A 5,813-nucleotide genomic window follows, 5' to 3' on the forward strand; every position below is an offset into this window, starting at 1 on the left:
TAGGGCTTGCTGAATAAATCTAAAAACCTTGTTGGATAAGACTTTTAGACTTTTTTTCCCTCAAAAAGTGCCAGCCATTGCGGGGATCGGGGGCAAAATTCAGGTACTTTTTCCCTGAAAATTAGGCAACTGACTACCTCAAAATCGGTAAAACCCCACACCCCACACCCCACACCCCACACCCTGCCCCCAGGAAAAGCTTTTTCAGCAAACCCTATATAGTAGTGATCGATCTTTGTGTCCTTTGTGTCTCTGTGGTTCGTTCTGCGTGATTGCTCTAAAATAAGGTCATCGCCTGATCAGTATATAGCAATGACCTTAATCGCTGTCATCGATTATGACATGGGAAATCTGCACTCTGCCTGTAAAGGACTGGAAACCGTGGGTGCAGTGCCGAAAATTACCGATTCTCCCCTCGATCTCGAAAAAGCTGACGCTATTGTCTTACCCGGAGTCGGTTCTTTTGATCCTGCTGTCCGGCAAATTCGCAGCCGTCATCTAGAAAAACCGCTCAAAGCGGCGATCGCTAATGGTAAACCCTTCCTTGGCATCTGTCTCGGTTTACAAATTCTCTTTGACTCATCGGAGGAAGGACAAGAGGCGGGTTTAGGGATTATTCCGGGGACAGTGCGCCGTTTTCGCTCGGAACCTGGCATTACCATTCCCCACATGGGTTGGAATCAATTAGACTTCACCCAGCCGGATCATGCTCTTTGGCAGGGATTACCCCCGCATCCTCACGTCTATTTTGTCCATTCCTATTATGTTGATCCCCTTGATAGTCATGTAACTGCTGCCACCGTCACCCACGGCAGTCAAACGGTGACGGCAGCGATCGCTCGTGATCGTTTGGTAGCGGTGCAGTTTCACCCAGAAAAATCCTCGACTAATGGCTTAAAAATTCTGGCTAACTTTGTTGAACAGGTGCAAAAATTAGCTTTAGTCTCCTAAATAAGCCTTTAAAACCCGCTCGTTTTTTTGGATTTCGCTGGGAATGCCATCGGCTAAATTTGTCCCTTCTGCTAATACCCAAACGTGGTGACAAAGGGACATAATCACATCCATATTATGCTCGATAATTAAAAAGGTAATTCCCTGACGATTCCACTCGATAATATGGTCGTTGATTTGAGCGATTAAAGTGGGATTAACTCCGGCGGCTGGTTCATCTAATAAAATTAATTTTGGCTCGGTCATTAGCACTCGGCCAATCTCTAATAATTTACGCTGTCCTCCCGATAAAGCTCCCGCATAATCCTGCGCTTTTTCCCCCAGACCGATCGAATCTAATATCTCCAAAGCTTTGAGACGATTTTCCTGTTCCTGTTGGCGAATTTTTGCCCCCTGAAACCAGACTTTGAGAAAATTTTCTCCCGTTTGCCCCGGACTAGCTAAGAGCATATTTTCTAACACCGTTAATCGGGATAATACCCTGGCGACTTGAAAAGTTCTCACACATCCTTTCAGGGCAATTTGATAGGGAGGCAGCTGATGAATGGGCTGACCATCAAGAAAAACTTCTCCTTTATCTGGGCGAATAAAATTAGATAAAAGGTTAAAAAGTGTGGTTTTGCCGGCTCCATTTGGCCCGATTAACCCGGTGATGCTGCCCTGCGGCACATCCAAATAAGCATTATTGACGGCGCGAATGCCCCCAAAACTTTTCGATAATCCTTTGGCAGAAAGTAACATATATAAATTATGAATTATGAATTATGAATTATGAAGTGGGAAGTGTTTTCAGTGAAGAGTAATCGATGAACTGATAACTGATAACTGATAACTGATAACTGATAACTGAAATTATTTTCCCAAAGTTAACTCCTCTTTTTTGCCGAGGATACCCTGGGGTCGCCAGATCATTAAAACCATGAGCAGCAGACCGATAATCATAATCCGTAAAGCCCCTAATTGGCTATCATTAAAAATATCTAATTGGGGCAAAATAAAGCGAGTCAGGGAATCGTAAGCCCAGAAAATTACTGCTCCTAGTAAGGTGCCGGCATTGCTACCAGAGCCACCGAGAATGATAATAATCCAAGCGTTAAAAGTCAATAATGGTTCAAAATTAGTCGGGTAAATAGTGGTTAATTGCCATGCTAAAAAAGCCCCAGCTAAACCAGCGATCGCACCGCCTAACATCAAAGATTGTAACTTATACCAAAAGACATTTTTTCCTAAAGCCCGGGGAATTTCTTCATCTTCCCGGATAGCTTTGAGGATGCGTCCCCAAGGCGATCGTAAAAGTAATTCTAAACCAGTATAAACGAGAGCGAGGAGGACTAAAACTACCACCATCAGCCCCGCTTTGTAATTATAGTCATTCAAGGCAATTACGCCGTTTATATACAGAAAAAGCAGGATTATCGCCCCTAACGACCCCCAAAAGATTAAAGCCCTCTTTTGCGTCGGTTGATAGCTTTTGCCGCTAATTTGCCCCGCTTCGCGCCATTGTCGTTGCAGATTGCGCCCCAATTGCCAGAGAGCAAAGATAGCAAGCAGGGTAAACAGGGCAATAATTAATAATTTGACGGGAAAACTGGGATTTATATCCAAAGGTAGGGGATAACGTTGTAGTCCGAAACTGCCTTTCGTTAACCAATCCTCGTTAAGCACCAGTAAACGAATTAACTCAGATACCCCGATGGTGACAATTGCTAGATAATCGGCTCTTAATCTCAGGGTGGAAAAACCGATCGCCAATCCCAACAATGCCCCTAGGATCGCTCCGACAATGGCGGCAAAAATCATCGGTACACCCTGTAAAGTTAATAAAACCGTTGCATAAGCCCCTAAAGTGGCAAAAGCAACGTGACCAAAGTTAATTAAGCCAGTAAATCCCCATTGTAGATTTAAACCGAGGGCAAAAATCGCGTAAATACCCGCCCAAATTGTCAGGGAAACTAAATAATCTGTCATGTTATGGCAATTATCTTAATAGTGAGGTACAAAGTTGTCGGTTTCGGGAGTCAGGAGCCAGAAGTCAGGAGTCAGGAATCAGGAGACGATGCCCAATCCAGTTATACTTCATACTTATGAGAAACGGTATAACTCAAAAATGATCTTCAAAGTAAAAAAGGGGTTGGGGGAGTGGGGAAGTGGGGAAGTGGGAGAGTGGGGAGAGGAGGAGAAAAAGCTGAAAACTCACATCTGATTACTGATCACTGAAAAGGCTGATTGCTAACTGCTAGTATAATATCAGTTACAACGGCCTCTGTAGCTTGATGGACAATTGTGACGAGCGGAGGGTGCTAGGCTATCAATACTGAAAAAACCTTGTCCTGTTAATTTCTATGCCTCTTTTGATTCTAATTGCCGATGATGACCCCGGTATCCGCCTAGCGGTCAAAGACTATTTAGAATTAGCAGGTTATAGTGTGGTGGCGGCGAGTAATGGTTTGGAAGCTTTGAATTTATTGGATACCTATCATCCCCATCTTTTGGTATCGGATATCAAAATGCCGCGTTTAGACGGCTATTCTTTGGTGACTAAGGTGCGGCAACAGCCAGAATTTAGGTTATTACCAGTAATTTTTTTAACCGAAAGAGGGTCAACAGAGGAAAGAATCCGCGGTTATCAAGTGGGTTGTGATATCTATCTTCCTAAACCTTTTGAGATGGAGGAATTAAAAGCAGTTATTCGCAATCTTTTAGAGCGATCGCAAATGGTGCAAAGTGAACGTCAATATCAGAAATTAAAACCAGAAGAAAGCCCCAAAACTAGGGATGTTTTAACTTCTTCTTTACAGGACGATTTTAAGTTAACTAATCGCGAGCGGGAAGTGTTAGAACATTTAGCCCGGGGACTTTCTAACAGTGAAATTGGGCAAAAACTGCATCTTAGTTCTCGCACGATCGAGAAATATGTTAGTAGTTTACTCAGAAAAACAACTACTAATAATCGCGCCGAATTGGTTCGTTTTTCCCTCGAACATAGACTAATCGATTAGCTGAAATAAAAAACTTAAATTTTGTTTTTTACTTCCTCCAAAAGACTGCCACAGGAGTCTAAAAGTAGCTCGATTACGCGTTCAAAACCTTCACGACCACCGTAGTAGGGATCGGGAACTTCTTTTTCTGGGTGATAACGAGCATAGTCACACATTAACTTGACCTTTTCTTGATATTTTCCTGTCCGATCTAGGGATAAAATATCTTGATAATTGGCTTTATCCATGGCTAGGATTAGATCAAAATTCTCGAAATCCTCGCGGGTAAATTGTCTAGCTGTCCCTTGCAAAGGAATACCGCGTTTTTTGGCCGCCGTATTCATGCGAGAATCGGGAGGAGAACCGATATGATAACCGGCAGTACCCGCGGAATCACAGAGGATTTTATTGCCTAATCCTTCTTGTTCAATCAGATAAGTCATGATATTCTCGGCAGCGGGAGAACGACAGATATTTCCTAAACAGACGAAGAGTAGTTTATAAGGCATAAATTGACTGGTAGAATCATCACTAAACTGCCAATTATAGGGCATTTCTAACATCCCGATAAAGATTTATCCTCAAAAAACTCCTCGCTGTCCATTAACCTAATTTTGGCTAATCCCAAGCTTTCTAAATAATCTTGCCACCCTTGGGGGGTATCTTCGATCGCTAATAATCCTAATACCCTAGCTACGTCTGCTACCCAGGGTAGGGTATGAATTCTATAACCCTGCCAGTTTACCTCTAAGGATAACCAAGCGGGAATCTCTTGGGGGTTAAATTGTTGGGAGGCAAGATAATCAGCTTGAAAGCAGTAAATCCGAGGTGGTTTTTGACTCTCTAACAAGGTTAAACACTCCTTCTAATCTGGACATTAATCTCTTTCCTCATATTTTAGAGGAACCTCAGCATAATTTCTGTTAAATATGAACTTCTCCTGTCAAGAAATGGTTAAGTTTGCTCAAGACAATTTACCCTTAATTCTCCCCTAAGCGAGGACGAATAATTAAATAAATTGCCGGACCGATTAGAGGCAAAAGGGAAACTACCGGCAACAGGAAAGGATTTTTTAATCCCCGTCGGGTTAGATCATCTTGCAGCAAAATTGGACATAATAGGGTTAAAAGACAGAAATCTAAACTCATAACATGAATAAAACGGCTAGTTTGCCACTGATACCAAAAATCAGACCAATTGCCGTTAATTAATCCGTAAGCGATTAAAATTGCCGCAGTAATTAGGGCAATTACTCCTAACCAAGGTGAGTCTAAAAGTTTAATGACCAGATTTTTTTTACCAGTAAAATTGCTGTTGGATTGACGGAGAGTTAGATAGGGTAAAATAGCGAAAGCACCCACGGCAAAGGAGGCAAAAGTAAAGGGCCAAGCGATGATTTTTTGGTCACGACCATCGATAATTAAAAGGCTAGTGTAGATAAGTGGCCAAACTCCCATCAGGTTAAAAAGAGCGATAATTAACGGGTTGATATCTTGCCATTTCCCAGTGGAAAGATTGATAATTAAATTTATTGTATCTGGTTGGTCGGGGGGTGCTAGTAAAAAAGCGTATAATCCGAAGCATAACCAAAGTAAACCGAGAATAATTTTTGTTAACATGGCAGTAGATAATTAGGTTAATTGAGTAATGGGATTTCAGCAGATATTTTAGTAGAAAAGTGATCAAAAGATCAAGCAAGATTAGGCTCTTCGTTGCTTGTTATGGTTCGATAGGGGGGCATAAATCGACTAAATCCTTATCTGGCAAGAGACTTAATTGATTAGTTCGCTCTAGATAAAAACAATTGACAAAAATCGCTAAATGCCTTTCTCTATAAGGGTTCCATCCCTTATAACCCCCGTCCATTGCATAACACAAACCGAA

Annotated in this window: 7 protein-coding genes; 2 read left to right on the top strand and 5 right to left on the bottom strand. The window is 42.1% G+C overall.

Annotated features, from left to right (window positions below; all coding sequences use genetic code 11):
- The first annotated feature begins 312 nt into the window (after positions 1–312).
- The gene (gene hisH / locus O9290_RS06850; RefSeq protein ID WP_002761338.1) at positions 313–951 is read left to right on the top strand and encodes an imidazole glycerol phosphate synthase subunit HisH; all 639 of its coding nucleotides are present in this window, start codon (positions 313–315) and stop codon (positions 949–951) included.
- On the opposite strand, the gene O9290_RS06855 is transcribed toward hisH, so the two are convergent.
- Positions 940–1,692, bottom strand: coding sequence for an ABC transporter ATP-binding protein (locus O9290_RS06855; RefSeq protein WP_288056209.1), 753 nt, complete (start codon positions 1,690–1,692; stop codon positions 940–942). The genes hisH and O9290_RS06855 overlap by 12 nt on opposite strands.
- Positions 1,693–1,803: 111 nt before the next feature.
- Entirely contained in the window at positions 1,804–2,919 is a 1,116-nt protein-coding gene (locus O9290_RS06860; RefSeq protein WP_002761333.1) for a branched-chain amino acid ABC transporter permease, read from the bottom strand.
- Between the two features lie 374 nt (positions 2,920–3,293).
- On the opposite strand from O9290_RS06860, the gene O9290_RS06865 reads away from it, so the two are divergent.
- Positions 3,294–3,950 (top strand): response regulator transcription factor, encoded by a 657-nt coding sequence (locus O9290_RS06865; protein WP_002742402.1) that lies wholly within the window; start codon positions 3,294–3,296, stop codon positions 3,948–3,950.
- A gap of 14 nt (positions 3,951–3,964) precedes the next feature.
- Here the strand turns inward: O9290_RS06865 and O9290_RS06870 are convergent, their stop codons facing one another.
- The 3 genes from O9290_RS06870 to O9290_RS06880 form a co-directional block, all read right to left on the bottom strand.
- On the bottom strand, positions 3,965–4,483 hold the full coding sequence (locus tag O9290_RS06870; RefSeq protein WP_043999260.1) for a low molecular weight protein-tyrosine-phosphatase: 519 nt from the start codon (positions 4,481–4,483) through the stop codon (positions 3,965–3,967).
- A gap of 2 nt (positions 4,484–4,485) precedes the next feature.
- Positions 4,486–4,779 (bottom strand): hypothetical protein, encoded by a 294-nt coding sequence (locus O9290_RS06875; RefSeq protein WP_002733401.1) that lies wholly within the window; start codon positions 4,777–4,779, stop codon positions 4,486–4,488.
- 130 nt (positions 4,780–4,909) lie between these two features.
- On the bottom strand, positions 4,910–5,548 hold the full coding sequence (locus O9290_RS06880) for a DUF2834 domain-containing protein (RefSeq protein WP_288056207.1): 639 nt from the start codon (positions 5,546–5,548) through the stop codon (positions 4,910–4,912).
- Between the last annotated feature and the right edge of the window lie 265 nt (positions 5,549–5,813).

This window comes from Microcystis sp. LE19-41.2A (assembly GCF_027530405.1).
Classification (GTDB): Bacteria; Cyanobacteriota; Cyanobacteriia; order Cyanobacteriales; family Microcystaceae; genus Microcystis; species Microcystis aeruginosa.